Source organism: Streptomyces sp. NPDC045470 (genome assembly GCF_040646595.1).
In the GTDB taxonomy this organism is placed as follows: domain Bacteria; phylum Actinomycetota; class Actinomycetes; order Streptomycetales; family Streptomycetaceae; genus Streptomyces.
The window spans coordinates 44,363-67,410 of the sequence record NZ_JBEZAN010000011.1 but is presented as its reverse complement, the minus strand read 5'-3'; the positions used below and the strand labels follow the sequence as shown (position 1 = coordinate 67,410).

The window sequence follows — 23,048 nt, the reverse complement described above, 5'->3', positions numbered from 1 at the left end:
CAATGTCCCGGCCGTGTGAGTACTACGTGTGAACAACCCGACCCGGGAGCTGCGGACGCGCAGGTCCTGCCGTACTTCCGGGGCATGTGGAAACCCGTCGGAACCCCGGGCGCTCCCCGCACCCGGGACCCCTATCGGGCACCAAGAATTGATCACCGCACGTCTGGCGCCGGGACGCAAAAGCTGGCTGTTCATGGCGCCGGACCATGGATCATTAGTTGGTTGCCTCAGGCCCGAACACCTGAAGCACGGTCAATCTAGAGCATCGGCGCCGATAAGAAGAAGGGGATGTGTGCAATTTGTGCTCAAGCTGCGGAACTGGATCTACCGGCCGGTGCCCGTCCACGGCACACCGATCATGAGGGCATGTTGTGTGACCTGCTAAGAGAGTCGGTTTTCGGGCTGCCGGCGCCGATGGCCCGAGGCGTCCCGGCGTTGGCGCCTGGGCCGAGCGCGTGGCTTGTTGACGCCCTTCACCGGGGCCGCTGTGGCGGGAAGTCCGACGCCGGTCGGCCCCGGACGCTGCCGGCCGGGGATAACGGATGTTCGGGCGAAGGGGATTCGACTGCCCGGAGCGGTGGCCTGTTATGAGTTTCCGTCTGGAAATCGGCCCTCGGTCAGATGCTCTGCTCTCCGACGTTCCCCGCGTAAGTGCCGACCCGGTGTCGATCTTTCCCGGACCGGCCGCTCGAAAAGATGCACATTCGGCCACACCTCAAGCGCAGGTCCGCCGATACACGACTCCGTCGGGAACGTAACGCTGCCATTCCTTTTCGGTCAAAGACCGGACCGCGATCGTGCAGGCGTCGGCGGTGAGAGTGGCGAAGTCGTTGAAGGCGTCGGTGTCCCACAGGCGTACGGTTCCGTCTTCACCGCTGGTGGCGAGGGTGTTCCCGTCCGGGGCGAAGGCGGCCGAGCGCAGGGCGCCGGTGTGGCCGGTGAACAGGGCCAGTTGCCGGTGGGTGCGGAGGTCCCACAGGCGGACCGTCCGGTCGTCACCGATGGTTGCCAGCGTCTCGCCGTCCGGGCTGACGACGGCTGACGAGACGGTGCCCGTATGGCCGCTGAGAGTGGCGAGTTGGCGACGGGTTCGTACGTCCCACAGTCTGGTCGCGGCGTCCCGGCCGCTGCTGGCGAGGGTCCTGCCGTCCGGGGTGAATGCCACCGACTGCACGACGCCGGTGTGGCCCGCCAGCGTTGCGATCAGGCGTCGCTGTCGCACGTCCCACAGCCACAACCGCCCGTTCCAGCCCGCCGTCGCCAGGGTGCCGCCGTCCGGGCTGAAGGCCACGGAGCTGACCGTGTTTCCGGGCCCGGCGAGAGTGCCGAGGTGCCGGTGGGTCCGTGCGTCCCACAGTTGCACGGACGAGGACGTGCGGCCGCCGGTCGCGAGGATCTTTCCGTCCGGGCTGAAGGCCGTCCAGGTGACCATGATGGTGATGGGGAAGGACGCCAGTTGCCGGTGGGTCCGCACACTCCACAGGCGGGTCGTGCTGTCGATGTAGCTGGTGGTGGCGAGGGTCTGCCCGTCGGGACTGAAGAGGACGGTCTGCACGGGCTTGCGGTGGCCGGCGAGGGTGGCGAGGCGACGGTGGGTTCGTACGTCCCACAGCAGGACCGCCGGATCGTCGTCGCTGCTCGCGGCGGCGTACCGGCCGTCCGGGCTGAACCGCACCGCCTTCACCTTGCCGGTGTGCCCGGTCAGGCGGCCCAGCGAGCGCCGCGTACGAGCGTCGTACAGGTGCACGGTCCCGTTGCGGTCACCGGTCGCGAGGACACGGCCGTCGGGACTCCAGGCCGGGCTTCCCGAACCGCCCGGCCCGGCGAAGGTGGCGCGCGGCAGCCCGGCCCGCATGTCCCACAGCCGGACCGTGGCGTCCTCGGACCCGCTGGCCAGCATGGCGCCGTCCGGGCTGAACGCGAGTGCGTTGACCATCCCGGTATGGCTGGTCAGCACGGTCACGCCGGTGCGCACCCGCACGTCCCACAGCCGTACGGAGCGGTCCTGGCCGCCACTCGCCAGGACCCGGCCGTCGGGGCTGAAGGCCAGGGCGAACACGGTGCCGCTGTGTCCGGTGAGTGTGGTGGGTGAGCGCTGCCCGCGCACGTCCCACAGGCGCGTCGTGGCGTCGCTCGCGCCCGTGGCCAGCGTGGTGCCGTCCGGGCTGAACGCCAGCGACTGGACCTCACCCGTGTGGCCCTTCAACGTGGCGGTACGCCGCTTCTCCCGTACGTCCCAGAGCTGTACCTCGGACTTGGCGCTCCTACTGGTGTCGTGGCCTGTGACGGTGACGGCAAGGGTCCTGCCGTCCGGGCTGTACGCGAGGAGGGCGGGCCAGGCGCCGTCGTCGTCGCGGTACACCGGGAGTTCACCGGTCCTCCGATGGGTACGGGCGTCCCGGAGAAGCACCTTGCCCCGCGGTCCACCGGTGGCGATCGTGCCTCCGTCCGGGCTGAAGACAGCCGGACTCCCGGCGGCCAGGACAGCGGTCTGCTTCCGCGTGCGCACGTCCCAGAGCCGCACTTTCCAGCCACTGTGGCTGGTGACGAGCGTCCTTCCGTCGGGACTGAACGCCGCCCCGTGCACCTGACTGCCACGACCGTCGAGTGCGGCAGGACGCCGGTGCCCCGCCGTGTCCCACAGACGGGCCGTGCCGTCGTTCGCACTGCTCACGAGCGTACGGCCGTCCGGGCTGAAGGCGACCGACCGCACCTCTCCCGTGTGCCCGGCGAGCGTGGCACGCAGGGGTGAGGAGACCGTGGACAGGAGCTGAGCGCGCGTCTCCGCGGTGGGGGAGACGCGCTGAGCGGCCAGGGCCAGACGGGCCGCCAGGGCCGGGTCGGCGTTGGCCTGCTGCCGGCTCTGCTCCGTCAGGCTCCGGGCGGCGGCCAGAGCCCGCTGCTCGCTGCTGCTGCGGGCGTTGAGGGCGGCCAGACCGGCGGCGACGAGGACGAGCGCGGTGAGCACGGCGAAGCCCGTACGGACCAGGCGCCGCCGACGGGCGAGATGCTGCTGCACCTGGGCACTGACCTCGAAGAACTCCCTCTCCTCGGCGGGTACTTCGGTGCCGCGCGCGCCGATCCACCGCCGAGCCTCCACGAGCTGCTCCCGGCCGAGCACCAGTCCGCGCGGGCGGCCCTGCTCCTGCCAGGCCCGCAGGGAACGGCGCAGCCCCTCCTGCCAGCCGCGGAACTCCCGGTTCTCCTCGACCCAGCGCCGCAGCCGCGGCCACTTCTCCACCAGCGTCTGGTGCGCCAGCTCGGCGGTGTCCCGCCCGGTCGGGCGACGCGTCACCACGACCAGCCGCGTACTGGCCAGCCGGTGGATCAACGCCCAGTCACCCGCGGAGAACTGCGTGCGGGCGGCGACCCGGCGGGTGTCCGGGCCGCGCTCCCCGGCGTCGAGCTGCTCGCCGGGACGGACCAGCTGGATGAAGATCCGCTCCAGCGCCTGGCGCTCGGCCACGTCCGCCCAGTCCCACAGCCGGTGCTCCGCCTCTCCCGCCAGGGCTCCCTCCACGCCGCCGAGCTCCTGGTACGCGGTGGTGGTCAGCCACCCGCGTTCCTGCCGCTCCCACAGGCGGCTCAAGGCGAACTCCAGCATCGGCAGCGCGGCCGGGCCGGGCGGGGCGTCCCGCAAGAGTTGCTCGACCAGGCCGTCGGCGAACCGGACCCCCGCGTGCCCCTCCAATGGACAGGTGATCACTTCCCGTAGCTGCGTCCGCATCATCGGCTGCACCACCATGGAGGTGGCGTCCCATGCCGTACGCAGATGGGGGAGCTGTTCGAGCTGCCGGAGGAAGTCGATCCGGACGACCACCACGGCCTGGGCGGGACGGCTGCCGTCCGTGCGGCGAGCCGTCAGGACCCCGAGCATGGCGTCCAGCCGGCGGGCGGTGCCGGGCGCGTCCGCGAGGAGCGTCTCGAACTGGTCGGCCACCAGGACCAGCCGGCACCGCCCGCCGTGGCGGGAAAGCGTCTGCTCCACGGCGGTACGGATGCCCTGCTCGTCGGTGAGCTGCCGGGCCAGCGCCGACCAGCGGTCGTACCACCCCGCCTGCACGGTGTCCGGGTCTCCCGCCGAGGCCAGGGCCCAGGCCAGCAGTTCCTCGGCGGTCAGGCGCAGCCCGTGGGGCAGGCGGGCGATCAGGTACCGGTCGCTGTCGAGGTACCCGAGCAGGCCGGCGCCGACCAGCGAGGACTTGCCGACGCCCGAGGGGCCGAGCACCGGCAGGACGGGCACCTGATGCTGTTCAAGGAGTTCGATCAGCCGCTGCGTCTCGTTCGTACGGCCGTGGAAGACGGCGCGGTCGTGCTCGGTGAACGGCAGGAGCTCCCGGTACGGGCTGTCCGCCAGCAGCCTTCTGCGTAGCTGCGGCCACTCCCGTGTCAGGGACTCCACGGTGAGGGCGTAGCCGGTCCGGCGCCGCCGGTCCGCCTCGACGGCGACGACGACCCCGATGACGCCGCCGTACTCCTCGTCCCACACCGGCGCCCCGCTGAAGCCGCCCGCCAGCGGAAACGGCGCTTCTTCAGCGCAGGTGAGCTGCCACCAGCCGGTACCTTCGCGGCCCTCGACGGTGCCCCGGGTCCAGATCCCGGCGTCCTTGCCGCCACCTCGCCCCGGGTACTGCGGGAAGCCGAAAGCCCGCCAGCGGTGCCCGGCCAGGTCCTCCGCCTCCACGATCCGCAGGGGCGCCGCACCCGGCGGGGGCTCGCCGCTCAGTCGGAGGACGGCCACATCGCCGCTGTTGTCCCCGGCCACCGGAACACTGAAGTGGACGGAGGCCGTGACCTCGGGACGCCCGGGCAGCAGCGGGAAGTCGAGGGTGACCGGAAGCAGGTCCGGCAGCGGTTCGTCGTCCGGGAGGTCTGCGGTGGAGGCGATGACGTGGGCACACGTGAGCAGCAGGCGGTCGGGGATCAGGAACGCCACCCCGACCGGGCGACCGTCATGAAGCACCCGGGCGGTCCCACGCTCCCACCCGGAGCCCGACTCGCCCGCCGGCCTCACCTGCCGCCCTCGGGGCGGCTCCACTCCAGTTCCAGCTTGATGTGCGCGTCCCCGGACCCCTTCGCCACGACCAGACCCGCCTGCGCCGTCACCCGCAGTCCGAACTCCGCACGGACGTGGTCAGGACTGCGCGGCAGGTCCGTCAGCCGCTCCAGCATCGTCGCGGCCACCCGCTGCACCCGGGCCATGCCCGACTCGAACGTGTCGGCGGACAGCTCGAAGAGCTCGTCGCCGCGACGCGCCCGGACCACCCCGGCACCCTGCTCGTCGGACACCTCGACGACGAAGACCTCGCCGTCCTCGAAGGGGACACTCAGGTACACTCGACAACCCCTCTGCTGCTCCGTCAAATAGCTTGCTGATCATGGACGTTGAGCCGGCCTTCCCGGCCTGCCATGGTAGCCGCGATCTCCGACGGCGGGCCTTTTCCACAGGGCCCGGGTCGGGTGCGACGCATTCCGGTGGACGGTGCCGAGGTGACTGCGGCCAGGACGTGCCGGAGCCGTCGCCCCGCAGACGGTCGGCGGCGGACGGGCACGCGCCCCTGGCCCCCGCACCGCCTCCGCCGGAATATCCCTCCGGGCAGATGATGTTGGACGCGGTGGCGCCGGCGACGTGAGCGACCGGGGCGCCCTGGAGCGGAACCAGTGACTGCTGGGCGTCTCCGGGATCCGGGCTGTCGATCCGACGTCCGGTCCCGGGGACTTTCCGCCGCGCACCGATGGAGGAGTCACAGTGAGCAAGATCGAGCAGACCGTCGAGATTCCCCACCTCGGCGGGTCCCGAGTCGGATACACCTTCGCCAGGCCCTACGACCCCGCGCTCCCGACACTGGTCCTGATCAACTCGTACACCACCTCGGCCGAGCTGTACCGGCCGCAGTTCGCCGATCCGTTGCTCGGGTCCGCGGTCAACCTGCTGGCCCTGGAGCCGTACGGGCACGGCCGCACGCGGGCCTCGTACCGGCACTTCACCTACTGGGACAGCGCGGTCGCGAACCTGCAGGCCCTCGCGGCCCTCGGGATCCGCCAGGCTTTCGTGCTGGGAACCTCGCAGGGCGGCTGGGTGGCGGTCCGCATGGCGCTGCTCGCCCCGGACATCGTGAAGGGGCTGATCACCCTCGGCACGTCGATGGACTCCGAGAGCGAGCGCAGCCGCGCACTGGGGTGCTGGGACGGGATCGGGTTCAACACGCCGCTCATCGATGCGCTCGCCGAGCCGGTCGGCGAGGACTGGGTGGTGCCGGACGACGTCGTGGACGCCGTGTTCGACACGGCCATGGGCGGCCTGACGGCCCAGGAACGCGCGTTCTGGCTCGCCGTCTACCGCGCCAACTACAACGGGGACACCGGACGCCACCGCCTGCGCCTGAGCACGGTGAACCTGCGGGACCGCGACGGGCTCCACGGTCGGCTGGACGATGTCCGCTGCCCCGTCCTGTGGCTGCACGGCACCGCGGACCAGGTGTACTCCGTGGCCAACGCCCACGAGGAGATTCGGATGTTCACCCGCTCCCCGGAGGCGCGCGTGGAGATCATCGAGGGTGGGCAGCACTTCCTGAGCGCCTCGAACCCCGCGGAGGTCGACTCCGCGGCCATCGACTTCGTGAAGCACTGGGCCTGAGCGCCTGCCTGAGCGCCTTGGTGCCCACGCGTTCCGCAGCCGCTCGTGTGACGCTTCCGTATTTCCAGAACCGGCCACGGACACGCGACCGGCTGCCCGAACCGCTCGGACGTCGGGCCTCACGGTGAGGACGATCTTGCCTCGGGGGCGGCCCTTCTCCGGATGGCGGACGGCGGCCGGGCCTCGGCCAGGGGATACGTGCTGTCGACGACGGGAGAGATGCCGCCCTTCTCGCCCGGAGAGCGGACGAAGACGGCCGCGCCGGACCCGCAGGCTGCGGTGGCGTCCGCGCCGGGCCGGCGCAGCCCGAGGACGAGGCGGGCCCAGTAGGGCCGGCCCGTCATCAGGTGCCGGACGTCCGGGCCGATCCCGGTGGCACGAACCCGTACTTGATGAACCCCGGCCTGCTGCGGAAGTCAGTAGTGTGCGGCCGTGGCAACGTGCCAGAATCCGGCGCATGCCGGTTCGATACCCTCGCCCCTTGCGTCCCGGTGACTGCGTCGGCATCACCTCCCCTTCGAGCGGAGTCGCGAAAGAGCTGCGTCCGCGCCTCGACGTGGCCGTCCGCGATGTGGAGGCCCGGGGATACGAGGTCGTTGTCGGCCGTTGCATGGACGGAGCCGGTCATCTCAGTGCCCCGGCGGCCGACCGCGCCGGTGAATTGATGTCGATGCTGACGGACCCCGGCATCAGAGCGGTGGTGCCGCCCTGGGGCGGCGAGACGGCGATCGACCTGCTCCCCCTGCTCGACTGGGACCGACTGCGTGACGCCGAGCCGACCTGGCTCGTCGGGTTCTCCGACATGTCGACCCTCATGACGCCGCTGACCCTCCTCACGGGAACGGCGACCGTGCACGGCAACAACCTGATGGACACGCCGTACCGGGTGCCCGAGGGACTCCTGTCGTGGCTCGACATCGTCGCTGCTCCGCAAGGGCACCGCTACACACAGACCCCGCCCGACCGCTACCGATCCACCGGCTGGGACGACTTCCGCGCCCAACCCGAGGTACGCGAGTACCCGCTCGACACGCCCGGCAGGTGGACCAGACTGGACGCCGACGGAGACGTGGAGGCCGAAGGACGCCTGATCGGGGGCTGTATCGAAACCCTCTGCAACCTCACGGGAACCGCCTACCTTGACGTTTTCGCCTTCGCGCGAGCCGAGTCCCCGCAGGGGCTCCTCGTCCATGTCGAAGCGTCCGGCGACGACGCCTTCACCATCTGCCGGAACCTGCACGGGATGCGACTGGCCGGCTTCTTCGACACGGCGAACGCGGTCCTCGTCGGCCGCACCTCGGCACCTGACAACGACTCACTCACACAGCACCAAGCCGTTCTCGACGCGCTCGGCCCCTTGAACGTACCGATCATCGCCGATGTCGAGTGCGGACATGTGCCGCCGTACCTGCCCCTCGTCAACGGGGCACACGGCCGAGTCGTGCACACCGCGATCCGCAGCGAACTGACCCAGACACTGCACTGAGGTCACGCCGACGACGCGGGCTCACCGCTGCCAGGTGTGCGCCGGGAGCGCATCGGCAAGCGTGGCGAAGAAGCGCTGGTCGCGCCAGGCGTCGCGGTCGCCGATGACGAACAGGCGACGCTTGGCGCGGCTGACGGCGACGTTCAGGAGGTTGGGGCGTGCGGCTGCCCAGCTCCGTGCACCGGGCCGGCGCGGATCACTGCCCAGCACCACGATCACCACGTCGGCCTCCTTGCCCTGGGTGGTGTGAATGGTGCCGACGCGCCCTTCGGGCAGCAGCCCGCGACAGGCCCGCTGAGCGCCGTGGACCACGGCCCGGAAAGGACTGATGACGTACACGTCCTCCGCGAGATCGACACCCTCGTCGCGGAGCTTCCCCACGACGGCGCGCAGCGCACGGCCCTCTTCGGCGATCCAGTGCCCGTCCGCCTCGCCCGCACTGACATGCACCCAGCAACTGCGGGGCCGATAGCGGTAGTCGCCGCGCTCCGGGGTGCCGTGGACCATGAGGTTGTCATAGGCGATGGCGTTGCTGACGGTGAACATCGGGTCGTCGCAGCGGCGGTGGACGCGCAGCGGGCTGCCCACCCACGCCTCCTGCTGACCGTCGGGGAGTTCGGCCGGCAGCCAGGTGCCGTAGCGGTTGGTACGGTCGGCGAGCTGCTGGACCGACGTACGGCTGGGCGCCCACTGTTCGTCCACGCCGAACTCCCGGCCCAGCGCCCGCTGGGCGGTCCACGGCAGGACCACCACGGGTTCGAGCTGGAGCGGGTCGCCGACGACCACGGTGCGCGCGGCGCGCCACATGCCACCGACAGCCATCTGCCCCGTCGCCTGGCCGGCTTCGTCGATGAACAGCCAGCCCAGGGACTCCTGCCCCAGCCGCCCGAAGACACGGTCCAACGACGCGAAGGTGGTCGAGACGACGGGAACGAGCAGGAACAGGCTCTGCCAGGCAGCCCGGAGAGGCTCTTGCGCCACGGTCTTGGGCACGTTGCCGGCCACCGCGTCCATGGCGGCCATCACATTCGCGTACATGGTGCGTGCGGTGCAGCGCAGGAACGCCTCGTGCAGGCCGAGCGCCGCCAGGAACACTTCGCTCCGGGCCCGGCTGATCTCCTCGTCCCCCCACGGGGCAGCCAGCTCCCGCGTCGCGTCGTCGGACAGCCACGCCTGCTCCGGCACATGCGGGCCCCACGCTGCCCGGGCCCGGTCGACCACGTCCTGCTGTGCGGCCAGCTCGGCATCCGCCGCCTCCCCTGCCTGCCGGCGCGCCACGTGCTCGGCGGCAGCCCGGGCAACGGCTTCGCGTGCCCCGTCGCACGCGGTCTGCGCGGCGACACCGGCAGCCTGTGCTTCTTCCACGTGAGCCGTCAGTTCCTGGTCCCTTTGATGCCAGTCCCGCCCGGCCCGCCCCAGCGTGGACAGGCTCACCAGGAAGCCCGGCCGCCGTGCGAAGTGCCTGTCCCGGTCCTCCTCCGCCTGCCGCAGCCGCGCCTGCGCCCGCGCCAAGGCACTGTCTGCTGCCGGGAGCGCCTGTCGGCGGCATTCCTCCTGCTCGGCTGCTTCCTCGATCGCCTGCTGTGCCTGGGCCGCCCTGGATCGGAGTTCCGGAAGCCGTGCCAGGGCGCCCGCGGCCGCCGCACGGTCGGTCCGCAGCCGCTCCACCTCGCTGAGCGACGCTTGGAAACGCTCCTTGGCCTGCCGCCACACCCCGCTCTGCGGCGTACTCATCCACTCCCGGAACAGTTGGGACAGACCCCGTTCACTGTCGATCCAGGCGTCACGCCGACGCGGTGACCTGCCCGGAGCGGGCGGCGGCGCACCCAAGTCTGTGATCTTGTACTTGCCGTGCCAGAGCCGGTTGACGAACTCCATACGGTTCTTCTTGTTGCCCAGCCGGGCCGCGACCGCACCCCACGCAGGCGTCCCCTTCAGAAGCCGGGTGGCCTGCTCGGCGAAATAGTCCGCCTCCTCGCGCCATGGTGCGCCGAGCGCGGTACGGGCGGGAATCTCCGTGGAAATGTTCTCCACCGCCCCGTTGTTGGCGGAGGTGACCACCATCTCGAAGCCGGTGAACTCCGCTTGCAGCGGTGTGACGGTGCGGGTGTAGTCGCCGCTCTTCCAGGTGTACGGCTTGTGGTCGGCGAAAGCCTGGGACGGCAGGCGCAACTGTGCCAGCCTTCGGGCACGCTCCACGATCACAGCGCTGAAGCAGTCCCGCAGCATCGTGGTCTTGCCGGTACCCGGCGGCCCGTTCACCGCGAACAGCCCACTGGAGGTGCCGAGTTGGGACCAGAGGCTGTTCACGGCGAACTGCTGGCTCAGCGCGAGCGGATGCGCCGGCTCCGTCGGCCATCGGCCCTGTGGCGTGGAAAAGGGCGCCACGGCGTCGAGTGCCGCCTGCGGCCGGCGGCGCAGATCGACTCTCCAAGCGGTGTTCACGTCCTGCGACGGGGTGAGGTAGGAGGCCAGCGCCGTGCCGGGCGCACGCGCGCGCAGGGCATCTGCGACCAGCCCCAGATCGCCGGCGATGAAACTGTTCAGGAAATCCTGCTGGTCGGCTTCGGCCGTCCGCCGGACGCGTACAGCCGTGCTGCGTACGCGCACCTCGCTGGGCGCCAAGGTCTGCTCGAGCCCCCAGGCCGCGGTCAGGTCGTGGACGAAGCCGAGCAGGTCCTTCGCCGTGAGACGGTGCGCTCCCGTCGTGGCATCCGCGGCGTCCCCGCTGCCCGTCCCGTCCCCGGAGCTCCCGTCCGCGAGGTCCCCGCTCTCAAGGTCCCCGCCCACGAGACCCTCGTCCGTGAGGCTCTCGTCCGTGAGGCCGTCGCCCCTGCGGCCGGCCCCCGGCGGATCACCTACGGGTACGTCGCCGAGGTCGGCGGCCCGGGCGAGCCAGTCGGCCGCCTCGTCGTCGAAGCCGTCCAGCCAGCCCCTTCGGCCCGGCCCCGGGGCCAGTGCCCGGCCGGTGGCCCAGGCGCAGGTGGACAGCACGGGGGAGTCCAGCACCAGCCGTCCCTCGTCGGTGACGGTCAAGGCGAACAGGGCACTCTCGCCGTCCATCCGCCCGTCGTGGTCCTCCTCGCTCTCGCCGAACACGGCGAGCAGCGTGTCGCGCACCGCCCGCAGCCGGTACGTACCGCCGTACACCACGTGCTGCCACGCGTAACCGGGATCCAGTGGCACCGACCGCAGCGGATGCCCCTCTTCCCACGGCAGCGGGCCGTCCGCGGTCACCGAGCAGACCCGGTCCCGTACCGAGACCGCCGGAACCTTCTGCGGACTGAACAGCTCCACCGCCCGCCAGTATTCGATGATCCCGGTCTGCCGTTGCCGCGGATCCGTCACGCTGCCCCACCCCACCCGTCGCGCCGTCTCGCCTCGTACCTTACGCACGGTGGCGAGCGCCCGGTACGGCGTACGGGAGACCGGTCGGACCGTTCGGGCGATGCCGCACGTGTCCGACCTGGCCGTCCGCGACGGCCGGCCGGGGGCGGCCAGGCCCGCCGGGAAGGGGGTCAGCCCTTTTCGAGGATCGTCTTGAGCTCCGACAGCATCATGGTCCAGCCGCCGCTGACGCCTTCGAGCATCTTGGAGTCGGCCGAGGTGAAGCCGTCGTGGGTGATGGTCAGCTTCATGCCCAGCTCCGGTTCCTCGGCCGGCTCGATGTCGAAGGAGACCTTCGAGCGCTCCTTGACGGCCTCCGCGAACTCCGCGTCGCTCATGCCGAACATCTTCTGGTGCATCGGCTGCAGCGTGTGCCAGGTGTAGGCGAGCCGTTTGCCGGGCTCCGCCTCGGTGACGACCTGGCCGAGGTCCTGCGGCTCACCGCCGGCCTCGACCGGCCACAGCACCTTCGAGCCGACCTTCCAGTCGGAGGAGGGCGCCCAGTCACCGTGGTACTGCTTCAGGAATTCCGGGCTGGTCAGCCCCTCCCAGAGCTTCTCGGTCGTGGTGTGGATGTAGATCGTGTAGACGAACTCGGGCTTGCTCATCGCCGTTCCTTCCAGGGCGTGCTTCAGGTTGCTGAGCGCGGTCATCCGGCCTCGCTCGTACTGGCCGATCCAGCGGTCGGCGAGATCGTGGATGGGGACGGGGTTGAGGTAGTGCCATCTCTCCCGGCCGTGCCGGACCGCCGTGACCAGGCCCGCGCCCTCCAGCACCGCCAGGTGCTTGGACACCGCCTGTCTGGTCATGTCCAGCCCCGCGCACAGCTCGCGCAGGCTCTGCCCGGACCGCTCGTTCAGCCGGTCCAGCAACCGCCTGCGGCTCACGTCCGCGAGCGCCTTGAACACCTCGTCCATGCCGTCCAACCCCCTCACCTTCAGATTGGCAACCATGAGGTTGCATGTCAAGCCGAGAGGGCGGGAGGTGGTGTCGAGCGGTCTGCTCTTGCCTGGCTCGATGGGGTGTGTACGCGTCGCCGTGCGAGGCCGGTCAGGCGGGTTCGAACGCCAGCGGCTTGCTCGGCGTGGCACGTACCGGTGAGCGCGCGATGCGCTCCTCGACCGTAGGCCGATGGTGCTCCAGTTCCGGGGGAAGGAGCAGCGCGTAGCGGAACCGCGTCGTGGACTCCTCGCGCTCCAGGTGTACCCGCACCCGCACCTCGGCGTCGGTGATGCCCAGGTCTGCCAGTGTCATCCGCGCCGAGATGGTCGTGCGGGTGGCCAGGGAGGCCTCCAGCAGCTCGTGCGGCCGCATTCCCGCCGAGCCGCCGGTACCGGCCTTGAGGGTGTCGGCGACGCCCGCGTTGTCGCCCGCCTGGAACCTGACCTGCCAGGGCGCCGGAAGCGCCACAGCCTCGACCATCGCTTGCCTCCCTGCCGAAACCCGACTCGGCGGGATCCTGGCGAGCGGCTCACATCGTGAGAAGTCGATGACCGGATGCTGGAACGCTGAAAGGGGGGCGGGTGTCGGGGTGAGTGCTGCCTGGTGCAGCACCCCTGGTCGGATCTGCCCGAGCAGGCTCCTTCCGGGATCGGCCGGGTTCCGGCGGCGTCGGTCTGCCGCCTGGGGGTATCGACGTTGTTTGTGGAACGACTCGAAACTTCTGTTACCCGGTGACCGAAATGTCCGTCTAGTGTCGTCCGTGAAGGTGATCAAGTCGGTCACCCGGGAAGCACGTGAGGAGCCCGGAACATGACGGAGAACACTCTGCGGGACAAGATCGCGGTCGTCGGCGGGGGCGAGAAGAACCTGGGCGGGCTGATCAGCCGGACGTTCGCGGAATCCGGGGCGAAGGTGGTCGTGCACTACCACAGCTCCCAGGACGAGGCCGAGCAGACGGTGGCGGCGATCCAGGAGGCCGGGGGACAGGCCGTCTCCGCCCAGGGAGACCTGACCAAGGTCGCGGACGTACGGCGGCTCTTCGATACGGCGGTGGACACCTTCGGCGGCGTCGACATCGCGGTGAACACCACCGGGATGGTGCTGCGCAAGCCGATCCTGGAGACCACCGAGGAAGAGTACGACCGCATGTTCGGCATCAACGCCAAGGCGGCGTACTTCTTCATCCAGGAGGCCGGGCGCCGGCTGAACGACCACGGCAAGATCATCAGCCTGGGTACGTCGTTGCTGGCCGCCTTCACGGACGGCTACTCCACCTACGCCGGCGGCAAGGCGCCGCTGGAGCACTTCACCCGGGCGGCGGCCAAGGAGTTCGCCGACCGCCACATCTCGGTGAACACCGTGGCGCCCGGCCCGATGGACACCCCGTTCTTCTACCCGCAGGAAACCCCGGAGCGGGTGGAGTTCCACAAGTCGCAGGCGATGGGCAACCAGCTCACCCACATCGAGGACATCGTCCCGATCATCAAGTTCCTGGCCACCGAAGGAGGGTGGTTCACCGGCCAGACCATGTTCCCCAACGGCGGCTACACCACCCGCTGACCTCGTGCCTTCCCGGCGGGCCGCACCGGCCGCGGCCCGGCCCGGGCGGCCCGTCGGCACTGGTGCCCCGGCCACAACACCTGGAGGCACTGATTGCCTGCACACCCGACCGATCCTGCGGTGGCCGGCTTCGTCACCGCCGTCGGTACGGGTGACAAGGACGCGTTCTTCGCCGCGCTGACGGACGACTCGATCATGTCCGACGACGGCACCGAGCGCGCCCTTGCCGCGTGGGCCGACAACGAAACCTTCTCCGCGAACGGGCCCCAGGGCGCCGAGGACACCTCGGCCGACGCTCGGCCTCTGACGGCTACCTGCACCGACTCCACATGGGGCAGTATGCGCACTCGGTGAACCTTCACCGTCATCGACAGCCGCATCAGCCGCTTCGAGACCGGCCCGGCCTGAATCACCACTGTCCGCCACTACCGACCCCAGGGATGTCGACGTGCGACTGGACCTGAACAAGCTCGAACACCTGGTCGCCATCGCCGAGGAAGGCAGCCTCACTCGTGCCGCCGCCCGGCTGCACCTGTCCCAGCAAGCCCTGTCCGCTTCCCTCCGGGTCCTCGAACGCGAAGTCGGTGTGCCCCTGCTGGAGCGCGGCAGCGCCGGCGTCACCGTCCTGCCCGCCGGAGCGGCCCTGCTTGAGGACGCCCACGTGCTGAACGGCATGGCCCGCTCCGCCCTGCGCCGCGCCCGGCGCATCGGGCGCGGCGAGACCGAGACGCTGCGCATCGGCTACACCCCCGCCGTCACCGGCGACGAAGTCGTCACCCTGCTCGCACCCGTGACCGACGCGCACCCCGGCATCGCCCCCGAGGCCCACCAGCGCTACCCCTCCGAGCTGACGGCCGCGCTCCTCGCGGGCGACCTCGACATCGGACTGTGCCGCGCCATCACACCGGCCCACGGCCTGACCCGCACCACCCTCGGCCACCAGCGCCTGCACATCGCCGTCGCCTCCGGTCACCCCCTCGCCACCCGAATCTCCGTCACCCTCCCCGAACTCGCCGACGAGCTCTTCCTGGTCTGGGGAACCCCCGGCAACTCCGGCTACACCGACCTCCTCATCGGCCATTGCCGCCACGCCGGTTTCGAACCCCGCACCGAGCGCACCGACCGCCAAGGCACGCCCCCGGTCACCGCCGTGATCAGCACCCACCACATCGCCTTCGTCACCACGGCACCGGGCCCCGCCGCGGGCGGCAAAGCGCGCGTTCTCGCCCTCGAACCTCCGGTCTACGCGCCTCTCCACGCGCTCTACCTCTCGCGAACCACATGCCCCGGCCGTGACACCTTCCTCACCCACGTGACGTTGTGAGCACGAACCGGCCCGGGCCCGTGTGGCGCGTCATCCTCAGCACGCGGATCGCCTGCCAGACATGCGCTGGGCGGCTCTGATCGCGGGGACCGGGCTTCTGGCGATCTTCTGGGAGCGCAACCGGCTGCCACCCAGTCACCGCGCCGAGGGTGAGGGCCGCCCTTCGACGATGTCCGCGCACAGGCGGTCGATGTGCCTGGGAGTCACGTGCGGCATGGTGATCAGGTGAGCTCTGCCGTCGACAGCCAGCAGGTTCCACTGCCGGGACACTTCGGGTTCGGGGGCGTCGAACAGGACGGTGTTAGTACCGGGCAGATGGGAGGGGTGGGAGCCGCAGCCCCGTAGCCGTTCGGTGGCGTAGTCGGCGGTCCGTACGCAGTCGTGGATGCGCTCGCGCAGTCCCTGGCGGCCGAGCCTGCGCAGTTCGCGCCAGAGCAGCACGGGGGAGAGCGCATCACGTGAGCCGCTGATGGTGTCGTCGTCCGTGCCCACCGCGGCTCCGGGGGCGCGGACGGCATCGACGTGAGCGGGGCGGGCCAGGACGATGCCACAGGGTATGGGTGAGCCGATCATCTTGTGGCCGCTGATGGCGATGCTGTCGGCTCCGTCGCAGAAGTTCCAGGGACGGGGGAGGGGGCCGAGCGCGGCGATGAGACCGCCGAAGGCGGCGTCGCAGTGGAGGTGGTGACCCGTGGTGCCGGCCGTGTCCAGGGCACGCCGAATGGCGGGGAGATCATCGACGGCGCCCTGGCCGGTGGTGCCGATGGTGGCGACGACCAGGGCGGACCGTTCTCGATTGCGTCGCAGTGCGCAGTGCAGGGCGTCGGGGTCGAGGGTGGCGTCCGGTTGGGCCGCGACCGGTTCGTGGTCCATCCGCAGCAGCCGGGCGATCTTCGGGATGCTGTAGTGCGCCTGCTCCGAGGCGTACAGGACGGCGTCGGGGTGGCGTTCGCGGCCGACCCAGGCACCGAAGAGGTTGCTCTCGGTGCCGCCGTGGGTGAGGTAGCCGAAACAGTCCTCGGGCCGGACTCCGGCCAGCCGGGCGAAGAACCCGATGACAGCCCGCTCGAAATGTTTGCTGTGGAGGTGGTACTCACTGTTGTCGTACGGAGTGCCGGCGTTGTTGCCGTGGACGGCCAGGTAGGCGGCGAGCGGCCGGTAGTCGAATTCGAGGTTGACCGGAAAGCCGACCATGTGGGCGCGTGAGCGGCGCATCTGGGCGGCGAGGTCCAGCACGACGGTGAGGTCTTCGCGAGCCTTTTCGCCGCTGCGAGGAGTCTCCTGAACGGTGAGGTCGGGCAGGGGGGAAGGTGATGTCATGACAGTTCCCGGAGAGTGACGGAGCGGAGAACGCGGGATGGGTCGCCGGATCAGGTCCGGCTGGAGCCGTGCTCGCCGTCTCCGTTGAGCGGTTCCGCGGCGTCGGCCAGGACGGTCAGTGCCTGGCGTGGGTTCAGCCTCGGGTCGCACAGCGTGGTGTACCGGTCCGGTGCGCCGTCGGGCTGCTCCCCGGCCCCGGCGCACTCCGCCACGGGGGCGGGGGTGGTTTCCAGATGGACACCGCCGGCGATGCCACCGGCGGCGGTCACGCTGTGCCGGAACTGGCTGAGTTCGGCGGTGACGGCTTCCATGGTGCGCGTCTTCAGGCCGTTGTCGGTCCGTACCGTGTCGGCGTGCATCGGATCGCACATCCAGAGCACGGGGTGACCCGCCTCGCGCACCGTGCGCACCAGGTCCGGCAGCTTGGCGGCCACAGCCGCAGCCCCCATACGGGTGAGGAAGGTCAACCGGCCCGGGACACGTTGCGGATCCAGGGCCGTGCACAGTGCCAGCACCTCTCGCGGGGTGGCGCTGGGGCCGAGTTTGCAGGCCACGGGGTTGCTGACGGCGGCGAGCAGGTGGATGTGGGCCTCGTCCACCGCGCGGGTCCGCTCGCCGATCCACGGCCAGTGGGTGGAGCTGAGGAACAGGCGCCCGTGTACGTCGCGGCGCAGCAGCGGCACTTCGTAGTCGAGGACCAGGGCCTCGTGGCTGGTCCACACGGTGGGCCGGCCGTCGGCGTCCGCGGTCAGCCGCCGCATCTCGCCGAGGGTGCGGGCAGCACTCCGGTAGCAGTCGAGCATGTTCTCCGGGCGGTGGCGCCGCTGGGCCTCGGTGGTTCCGGGCCGGTTGACCATGTGCCCGCGGTAGACCGGGAGCGGCCGTCCGTCGACGTGTTCGGTCGGGGCGGAGCGGGGCTTGGCGTACTGGCCGGCGATCCTTCCCACCCGCACCACCGGCGTCGCAGTCGTCATCTGCCACAGGCCCGCCAGTGCGTCGATCAGTCCGAGCTTGCGCAGCACCGCTTCAGGAGCGCAGTCCTGAGGCGCCTCCGCGCAGTCGCCCGCCTGCACCACGCTGCGCTCGCCTGCGGCGCACTGGGCCAGCAGGCGGCGTAACCGGTCGATGTCGGCTGCTTCCACCAGTCCGGGCCAGGAGGAGAGAGTACGGCGGCAGGCCTGTGCGCGCCGTGCGTCCTCCCATTCAGGCTGTTGCCGGGCCGGTCGGTCCAGCCATTCTTCGATGGCCGCTCGGTCAAGGGCACCGTTGCCGGCCGGCATCTCTCAGCGCTCCTTGCGGTCGCGGCCCAGCGAGCCTCGGCACAACACCAGGACCGCTTCGGCGACGCAGGCTCCCCGTGGCCCCAACACGCTCGTGTAACGCCGACGCACCCGGTGTTCCCGCCCGGAGTCCAGGCGCGCGGCCCGGTCGGCCAGCAGTGTCTGCTGGACCGCGCCCGAGAGCTGAGCGCGTTCGCTCAGGAGGTCCGCCACGGCGATGTCCAGGTCGTCGATGCGGCTGCGCAGCATGGCGATGCGCGCCTTGCCCGACAACTGTTCGCCGTCGGTTGCCGACGCGGTGCGGAAGGTGTGGCCGGACATCATGATCCATCCTTTCGGTCGTCCCGGAGAGTTGGCGGAGGAGCTCAGCAGGCGTCTGGCTGGAAACCTCCGTACGGAAGCGAGTACCGGCCGTGACGGTGTTCAATCAGCGCGTTCTCCCGTCGGGGGAGCACACGTTCACCACCCCGCGCATTCAGCCGCAATGTTGTGGAGTTGGCCACGGATTCGATCGGAACGGACGCGGCTGAGTGTGGTGCCGACAGCCGACAGCCGACAGCCGACAGCCGACAGCCGACAGCCGACAGCCGACAGCCGGGTGGCTTTTCCGGTTGCTGCACGGACAGGTCCCGGGCTGAACAAGCCTCGCGAGGGCGGACTGCTCCAACGGCCCCAGGCATAGGGGTGGGCGGTCTTCAGTCAGGCGGTGTGGAGGTCGGCGCGGGGATACCCCATGAGCGGTGCGGGGCCTGGTGGCCAGTACGGCCGCTTGCCTGGACGGAGAAGGTGGGAACGCGGCGTGGGCCGTAGCCGCCCCTGGCGCACCTGTAGTGGTCGGTCCAGAGGCAGAAGGGGACGCGAATCCCGTCCGGGCTGCGATGGTGCACGGGACGGGGCGGCCCGCACGTCCACCGGGCCGATGACGACGCCGGTCTTCCCGCGCCTCACGCACCAGGGCGGTGACGGCGTCTTCGCGGCGGACCGTTCCAGATGACCGGACAGCAGATGCCGCAGCCGGTAGCCCGGTGGCACACATCTGTCCGGCACGCCGAGCAAAAACAAAGGCAAGGAGACCCCTCTCCTCGCCACTCCTAACATATAGCGCACCGGGGGGCTTGCGGCAAGGCCCGGGGGATGGCGCAAAATCGTCCGCTGAAGCCACAACCTGGGGAAATGAGGGGCACTACGTGCGTGTGTTGTCGACGTATGGGGGACGTGGAGACGTCGAACCCAGTGGTGGGGCCGGTGATGCCACCGGCAGGCGCAGTGCAACGGAACACGACTGCCTCGGAGGCATCGCGATGATCGAGCAGTACGTGCGGGACTTGGCGGAGATCGACGAGACGCAGGCCGCGGTGGTGGGCGGCAAGGCCGCGCATCTGGGCGCGCTGTCGCGGATCGAGGGCATCCGCGTGCCGGCGGGCTTCTGCGTGACGACGGACGCCTTCCGGCGCATCGTGGCGGAAGCGCCGTCGCTCGATGATCGGCTCGATCAGCTGTCGCGTGTGAGCCCGGACGACCGGGAGGCGATCCGTACGCTCAGCGCGCAGATCCGCCGGACCATCGAAGAGACTGCCGTCCCGGGTGACCTCGTGGCGGCGATCACCGGCGCGCTCACCCAGCTCGGCGAGCAGGCCGCCTGCGCCGTCCGGTCCAGCGCGACGGCGGAGGACCTGCCGACGGCCTCCTTCGCCGGCCAGCAGGACACGTACCTGAACGTGGTGGGGCCGACGGCGGTCCTCCAGCACGTCAGCCGGTGCTGGGCCTCACTGTTCACCGAGCGGGCCGTCACCTACCGGCAGCGGAACGGCATCGACCACCGTACGGTCCACATGGCTGTGGTCGTGCAGCAGATGGTCTTCCCGCACGCGTCCGGCATTCTGTTCACGGCCGACCCCGTCACCGGCAACCGGAAGGTCGCCACCGTGGACGCCGGCTTCGGCCTCGGCGAGGCACTGGTCTCCGGCCTGGTCAACCCGGACGTCTTCAAGGTGCGGGACGGTGAAATCGTCGCCAAGGAGATCGCCGCAAAGGAGCGTGCCGTTCAAGCCCTGGCGGCCGGCGGCACGCGGGAAACGGCGATCGACGCGCAGCGGCAGGAACAACCCGCGCTGACGGACGCCCAGGTCGTACGGCTCGTGCAGCTCGGGCGGCGGATCGAAGCGCACTTCGGCCGCCCGCAGGACATCGAGTGGTGCCTGGTCGATGACGGCTTCCACATCGTCCAGAGCCGGCCGATCACTACGCTGTTCCCCGTACCGGAGGCCGACGACCAGGAGAACCACGTCTATGTCTCCGTCGGCCATCAGCAGATGATGACGGACCCCATGAAGCCCCTGGGACTCTCCACGTGGCAGTTGACGGCCATGGTGCCGATGCACACGGCCGGCGGGAGGCTGTTCGTCGACGTGACCCAGCGCCTGGCGTCGCCCGCGAGCCGCGCCGGCCTCCTGGACCTCATCGGCAAGGGCGATCCGCTGACCAGGGACGCCTTGGAGACCGTCCTCGCCAGCGACGACTTCGTCCCGTCACTCCCGGACCCGGACCCGGACCCGGCCCCCGGCAAGCCGGCGACCGGCGCTGCGCCCGCCCCGATCGTCACCGATCCGGCCGTCGTCACCGAGCTGATCGAACGCAGCCAGGCATCCGTCGCCGCCCTGGAACGTGACATCCGGACGAAGACCGGGCCGGCACTCTTCGCCTTCCTGCTGGAGGCATTCGAGGAGCACAAGCGAGTCCTCGGTGACCCCGTGAGCATGCAGGCGATCATGGCGGGGATGGAGGCCACGTGGTGGCTCAACGACAAGCTGCAGGAGTGGCTGGGCGAGAAGAACGTGGCTGACACGCTCACGCTGTCCGCCCCCGACAACATCACGTCGGAGATGGGACTGGCGCTGCTCGACGTCGCGGATGTGATCCGCCCGTATCCGGAGGTGGTGGCGTTTCTGCAGGGTGTGCAGGAGGACGGCGTCCGGCAGGAGGGGGCCGGGGACGAGAGGGCCCGGCACGACGGCGTCTGTCACGAGGACTTCCTGGACGAGCTGGCGAAGCGCGCGGGCGGCCCCGAAGCGCGCGACGCCATCGAGGCCTACCTCGACCGGTACGGCATGCGCTGCGTCGGCGAGATCGACATCACCAGGCCACGCTGGCGCGAGCGCCCCGCCACGCTCGTTCCCGTGATCCTCGACAACGTCAGGAACTTCGAGCCGGGCGCCGCCGGGCAGCGCTTCGAGGAAGGACGGCAGAAGGCGCTGAAGAAGGAACAGGACGTACTGGCACGCTTGCGGGCCCTGCCGGACGGGGACCGGAAAGCCGACGAGACCAAGCGGATGATCGACCGGGTCCGCACCTTCATCGGGTACCGGGAGTACCCGAAGTACGGCATCATCAGTCGCTACTTCGTCTACAAGCAGGCCCTGTTGGGGGAGGCGGAGCGCCTTGTGCAGGCCAAGGTGCTGGCTGAGCGGGAGGACGTCTTCTACCTCACGTTCCAGGAGTTCCACGACGCCGTGCGCTCGAACCAGGTGGACGACCAGCTCATCCAGCAGCGCAAGGAAGCGTTCCGGTCGTACCACGCGCTCACCCCGCCCCGGGTGCTCACCTCGGACGGCGAGGCGGTCACCGGCGCCTACCGGCGCGACGACGTGCCGGCCGGCGCCCTGACCGGCCTCCCGGTCTCCGCCGGGACCGTCGAGGGGAGGGCGCGCGTCGTCCTCGACATGGCGGACGCCGAACTCGAAGCGGGCGACATCCTGGTCACGGCGTTCACGGACCCCAGCTGGTCGCCGCTGTTCGTCGGCATCGCGGGCCTGGTGACGGAGGTGGGCGGCCTCATGACCCATGGCGCAGTGATCGCCAGGGAGTACGGCTTGCCGGCCGTCGTGGGCGTGGCGCAGGCCACCCGGCTGATCAGGGACGGGCAGCGGATCCGTGTGCACGGTACCGACGGGTACGTCGAGATTCTGGAGTGACGATCGGGCACACGGAGAAGCCCGGTGCGTAGCTTCTGCCTGAACAGCGCCAAGCTGTGCGGCTGACCGCGCCGGCCTGGTTGGTTCCACTGGTTCCGCTCCCTTGCTGTACGCCCTGCTGTACGGTCGGGGTATGTCGAAGCCAGTGACCATCCGGGTTCCCGAAGAACTGCACGCCCAGTTGCAGGAAAGGGCCGAGGCCGAGGGCACCACGGTGACCGCGCTGATCACCGAGGCCGCGCGCAACGCGGTCCGCGACCCCCGCCTCGAAAGCGCCGCGGACCTCTTCCGGCAGTTCGTCGCGCAGAACGCCGACGCGTTCGACGCGGCTTTCCCGGACGACGCCCCCGCCGGTCCGGACGCTGCCGATTCTCCGGGGCGGGCGGCCTGAGGTGGAGCTTCACATCGACCTCCGCTGGCTGCTCGAACGCCAGGCGGAGGTGCTGCCCAAGCACCCCTCGGTCCACGACTTCTCCAGCCTCGTGGCGGCGGTCGCGCGGCACCGCGTCAACACTCCGCAGGTCGGCGTCGCCGTCGACAACGCCTGGCGCGCGGCTGCCCTCATGCACACCATCATCCGGCTGCGCCCCCTCCCGGCCCGCAACGCCCTGTACGGCTCCGCAGTCGCCGTGTCGTACATGGACGCCGCGGGGGAGGGGATCGACCCGCCGTACGGCGCACTGATCGACCTCGCCCGTGACCTCCACGCCGGTCACACCGACGGCTACGACGCGGCCGACCGCATCCGCTCCTGGCGGATCTGACCGGCAGCCTGCTCGGCGTCGGCGTCGGACACCGCGGACGCCGTGCAAGCCGAGATGGCCGCCCCGGCTTGCACGGCACCTTCAGCGCCCGCGGCGCTGCCCGGCGCATTCAGTGCCCGCAGTGCTGCTCGGCACCTTCGGCCACCGCGTTGCCGCAACACCCGCCACTGCACCAGCCACCAGTCACCAGTCATGACCTGGGCTCCCGAGTGTTGCGGGCTGCCGGGCGCAGGCGGCAACACCTCTGGAATGTTGCCGGTTCTCCGAATACCTGGCGCAACGGATTCGCCTGCCGCCATTGTGTGGCTCGTCGCACAGCGGGCCCAGCCGGGGCGCGCTGTCCCAGCCGGTGTCCGGCAGGGGAGAGGAAGGGCCGG

The 23,048-nt window shown here is 70.5% G+C and carries 17 protein-coding genes; 8 read left to right on the top strand and 9 right to left on the bottom strand.

All coding sequences use genetic code 11. From position 1 onward, the window contains the following. Nucleotides 1-715: 715 nt before the first annotated feature. Complete coding sequence (locus tag AB0A97_RS26865) at nucleotides 716-4,963, bottom strand: trypsin-like peptidase domain-containing protein (RefSeq protein ID WP_361154717.1); 4,248 nt, start codon at nucleotides 4,961-4,963, stop codon at nucleotides 716-718. A gap of 47 nt (nucleotides 4,964-5,010) precedes the next feature. Then, the gene (locus AB0A97_RS26860; RefSeq protein ID WP_361154716.1) at nucleotides 5,011-5,337 is read right to left on the bottom strand and encodes a CU044_2847 family protein; all 327 of its coding nucleotides are present in this window, start codon (nucleotides 5,335-5,337) and stop codon (nucleotides 5,011-5,013) included. A gap of 412 nt (nucleotides 5,338-5,749) precedes the next feature. Between AB0A97_RS26860 and AB0A97_RS26855 the strand changes: the two genes are divergently transcribed. Beyond that, the gene (locus tag AB0A97_RS26855) at nucleotides 5,750-6,637 is read left to right on the top strand and encodes an alpha/beta hydrolase (RefSeq protein ID WP_361154714.1); all 888 of its coding nucleotides are present in this window, start codon (nucleotides 5,750-5,752) and stop codon (nucleotides 6,635-6,637) included. Between the two features lie 119 nt (nucleotides 6,638-6,756). Here the strand turns inward: AB0A97_RS26855 and AB0A97_RS26850 are convergent, their stop codons facing one another. Further along, nucleotides 6,757-6,981: a hypothetical protein gene (locus AB0A97_RS26850; protein WP_361154712.1), complete on the bottom strand. Its 225-nt coding sequence runs from the start codon at nucleotides 6,979-6,981 to the stop codon at nucleotides 6,757-6,759. Between the two features lie 113 nt (nucleotides 6,982-7,094). Between AB0A97_RS26850 and AB0A97_RS26845 the strand changes: the two genes are divergently transcribed. Beyond that, a complete protein-coding gene (locus AB0A97_RS26845) occupies nucleotides 7,095-8,123 on the top strand; it encodes a S66 peptidase family protein (protein WP_361154710.1) in 1,029 nt (342 codons plus the stop codon). Nucleotides 8,124-8,144: 21 nt separating this feature from the next. Here AB0A97_RS26845 and AB0A97_RS26840 read toward each other — a convergent pair whose 3' ends face one another. From AB0A97_RS26840 to AB0A97_RS26830, 3 genes are all read right to left on the bottom strand, one after another. Further along, complete coding sequence (locus tag AB0A97_RS26840; protein WP_361154708.1) at nucleotides 8,145-11,471, bottom strand: DEAD/DEAH box helicase; 3,327 nt, start codon at nucleotides 11,469-11,471, stop codon at nucleotides 8,145-8,147. Between the two features lie 170 nt (nucleotides 11,472-11,641). Next, nucleotides 11,642-12,427, bottom strand: a complete 786-nt coding sequence (locus AB0A97_RS26835; protein ID WP_361154953.1) for a metalloregulator ArsR/SmtB family transcription factor — start codon at nucleotides 12,425-12,427, stop codon at nucleotides 11,642-11,644. Nucleotides 12,428-12,560: 133 nt separating this feature from the next. Beyond that, nucleotides 12,561-12,932, bottom strand: coding sequence for a hypothetical protein (locus AB0A97_RS26830; protein WP_361154706.1), 372 nt, complete (start codon nucleotides 12,930-12,932; stop codon nucleotides 12,561-12,563). A gap of 330 nt (nucleotides 12,933-13,262) precedes the next feature. Between AB0A97_RS26830 and AB0A97_RS26825 the strand changes: the two genes are divergently transcribed. From AB0A97_RS26825 to AB0A97_RS26815, 3 genes are all read left to right on the top strand, one after another. After that, nucleotides 13,263-14,012 carry an SDR family oxidoreductase gene (locus AB0A97_RS26825; RefSeq protein ID WP_361154705.1) on the top strand — a complete coding sequence of 250 codons (750 nt, stop codon included), beginning with the start codon at nucleotides 13,263-13,265 and terminating at the stop codon, nucleotides 14,010-14,012. Between the two features lie 93 nt (nucleotides 14,013-14,105). Continuing rightward, the gene (locus tag AB0A97_RS26820; RefSeq protein ID WP_361154704.1) at nucleotides 14,106-14,366 is read left to right on the top strand and encodes a nuclear transport factor 2 family protein; all 261 of its coding nucleotides are present in this window, start codon (nucleotides 14,106-14,108) and stop codon (nucleotides 14,364-14,366) included. Between the two features lie 94 nt (nucleotides 14,367-14,460). Further along, complete coding sequence (locus AB0A97_RS26815) at nucleotides 14,461-15,336, top strand: LysR substrate-binding domain-containing protein (protein ID WP_361154703.1); 876 nt, start codon at nucleotides 14,461-14,463, stop codon at nucleotides 15,334-15,336. Nucleotides 15,337-15,471: 135 nt separating this feature from the next. On the opposite strand, the gene AB0A97_RS26810 is transcribed toward AB0A97_RS26815, so the two are convergent. The 3 genes from AB0A97_RS26810 to AB0A97_RS26800 are packed head-to-tail and all read right to left on the bottom strand — an operon-like array spanning nucleotide 15,472 to nucleotide 18,260. After that, nucleotides 15,472-16,656 (bottom strand): histidine decarboxylase, encoded by a 1,185-nt coding sequence (locus tag AB0A97_RS26810; protein WP_361154702.1) that lies wholly within the window; start codon nucleotides 16,654-16,656, stop codon nucleotides 15,472-15,474. Between the two features lie 50 nt (nucleotides 16,657-16,706). Next, nucleotides 16,707-17,936 (bottom strand): 3-deoxy-7-phosphoheptulonate synthase, encoded by a 1,230-nt coding sequence (locus AB0A97_RS26805; protein WP_361154701.1) that lies wholly within the window; start codon nucleotides 17,934-17,936, stop codon nucleotides 16,707-16,709. A 3-nt stretch (nucleotides 17,937-17,939) separates the two neighbouring features. Further along, nucleotides 17,940-18,260 (bottom strand): hypothetical protein, encoded by a 321-nt coding sequence (locus tag AB0A97_RS26800; RefSeq protein ID WP_361154699.1) that lies wholly within the window; start codon nucleotides 18,258-18,260, stop codon nucleotides 17,940-17,942. Nucleotides 18,261-19,237: 977 nt separating this feature from the next. Between AB0A97_RS26800 and rph the strand changes: the two genes are divergently transcribed. The 3 genes from rph to AB0A97_RS26785 all read left to right on the top strand — a co-directional run bounded on the left by rph (nucleotide 19,238) and on the right by AB0A97_RS26785 (nucleotide 22,671). After that, a complete protein-coding gene (gene rph, locus AB0A97_RS26795; RefSeq protein WP_361154698.1) occupies nucleotides 19,238-21,907 on the top strand; it encodes a rifamycin-inactivating phosphotransferase in 2,670 nt (889 codons plus the stop codon). Nucleotides 21,908-22,040: 133 nt separating this feature from the next. After that, a complete protein-coding gene (locus AB0A97_RS26790; RefSeq protein ID WP_361154697.1) occupies nucleotides 22,041-22,298 on the top strand; it encodes a ribbon-helix-helix domain-containing protein in 258 nt (85 codons plus the stop codon). A gap of 1 nt (nucleotide 22,299) precedes the next feature. Then, entirely contained in the window at nucleotides 22,300-22,671 is a 372-nt protein-coding gene (locus AB0A97_RS26785) for a toxin Doc (protein ID WP_361154696.1), read from the top strand. The last annotated feature ends 377 nt before the right edge of the window (nucleotides 22,672-23,048 follow it).

Coding starts and splice junctions, on each gene's coding strand:
- AB0A97_RS26810 (WP_361154702.1), bottom strand. CDS start 16,656: ATGACATCACCTTCCCCCCTGCCCGACCTCACCGTTCAGGAGACTCCT.
- AB0A97_RS26790 (WP_361154697.1), top strand. CDS start 22,041: ATGTCGAAGCCAGTGACCATCCGGGTTCCCGAAGAACTGCACGCCCAG.
- AB0A97_RS26830 (WP_361154706.1), bottom strand. CDS start 12,932: ATGGTCGAGGCTGTGGCGCTTCCGGCGCCCTGGCAGGTCAGGTTCCAG.
- AB0A97_RS26825 (WP_361154705.1), top strand. CDS start 13,263: ATGACGGAGAACACTCTGCGGGACAAGATCGCGGTCGTCGGCGGGGGC.
- AB0A97_RS26850 (WP_361154712.1), bottom strand. CDS start 6,981: ATGACGGGCCGGCCCTACTGGGCCCGCCTCGTCCTCGGGCTGCGCCGG.
- AB0A97_RS26800 (WP_361154699.1), bottom strand. CDS start 18,260: ATGATGTCCGGCCACACCTTCCGCACCGCGTCGGCAACCGACGGCGAA.
- rph (WP_361154698.1), top strand. CDS start 19,238: ATGATCGAGCAGTACGTGCGGGACTTGGCGGAGATCGACGAGACGCAG.
- AB0A97_RS26805 (WP_361154701.1), bottom strand. CDS start 17,936: ATGCCGGCCGGCAACGGTGCCCTTGACCGAGCGGCCATCGAAGAATGG.
- AB0A97_RS26835 (WP_361154953.1), bottom strand. CDS start 12,427: ATGGACGAGGTGTTCAAGGCGCTCGCGGACGTGAGCCGCAGGCGGTTG.
- AB0A97_RS26845 (WP_361154710.1), top strand. CDS start 7,095: ATGCCGGTTCGATACCCTCGCCCCTTGCGTCCCGGTGACTGCGTCGGC.